Origin of the sequence: Pseudovibrio sp. POLY-S9 (genome assembly GCF_001431305.1) — a bacterium.
Lineage (GTDB): Bacteria > Pseudomonadota > Alphaproteobacteria > Rhizobiales > Stappiaceae > Pseudovibrio.
On sequence record NZ_LCWX01000148.1, the window covers coordinates 1 to 781 of the forward strand.

General features: G+C 52.8%; 1 protein-coding gene and 1 pseudogene. Both read left to right on the plus strand.

Features of this window, described 5'->3' with window-relative positions:
* Positions 1-42 precede the first annotated feature (42 nt).
* A complete protein-coding gene (locus PPL9_RS13920) occupies positions 43-561 on the plus strand; it encodes a 3TM-type holin (RefSeq protein WP_057462232.1) in 519 nt (172 codons plus the stop codon).
* 10 nt (positions 562-571) lie between these two features.
* Positions 572-781 (plus strand): annotated as a pseudogene (locus PPL9_RS32390) (hypothetical protein); the annotation flags it as partial.

Sequence of the window (781 nt, forward strand, 5' to 3'; positions counted from 1 at the left end):
CGGAAACTCAGTTCCATAGCAGAAACTCTATAAGGGGGTATCATGGCTTTATCTGCACTCGTTCCCATCCTGGTCAGCATTGGTGCTCCGCTCTTAGGTGAGCTTGTTTCTCAGGTTGCTGGCGATCCTGCTGGCAAGATCGCGACCAGTGTTGTGAATAAGATTGCTGAGGGCATCGGCGTTGAGCCAACACCTGAGGCGATCGTTGCCGAGTTTGAGCGCGATCCGGAGGGTATTGCTCCGATGATCCGTGTTGTTGAAGACGAGGACAAAACGCACCTGGTCGAAATGCTCAGCAGCATCAACGCCACTATGCGAGCAGAGGCTAAGGCGAAAGGGTTGCTCACGCGGATCTGGCGGCCTGTGTTTGGGCTGTTGTTTGCTGTTGTGTATTTTCTGCTGGGGCTATCGTTGATTTACTTGATCATCACTGCTCCAGATCCGATCGCCTTATTGGGTATCCTCTCCGGGTTCCTTGTGACCTTCCTAATGTGCGGTACGTCTGTGCTTGGTGTTTATGTCTGGAAGCGCTCGGATGAGAAGATCCGGAAAGTCACCTGAGGAGGCGGCTATGGCCCAAGAGGTTCGTAACAAATGGATCCGCTCTGAGATCTCCGTTGGAAACATCGTCACGATCATTGGTTTGATTGTGAGTTTGGCAATTGGCTGGCAGGAGCTCCGCTCTAGCCAGGAAGACCATGCGCGGAGGATCGGGGCGCTGGAGGCAAAAAGCCTCAAAGCGGACAATGATAAAATTGAGACTGTTCGTTTTGTGGCGGAG

Bases quoted from the DNA above. Each gene is read 5' to 3' on its own strand.
- PPL9_RS13920 (WP_057462232.1), top strand. From the start codon at position 43: ATGGCTTTATCTGCACTCGTTCCCATCCTGGTCAGCATTGGTGCTCCG.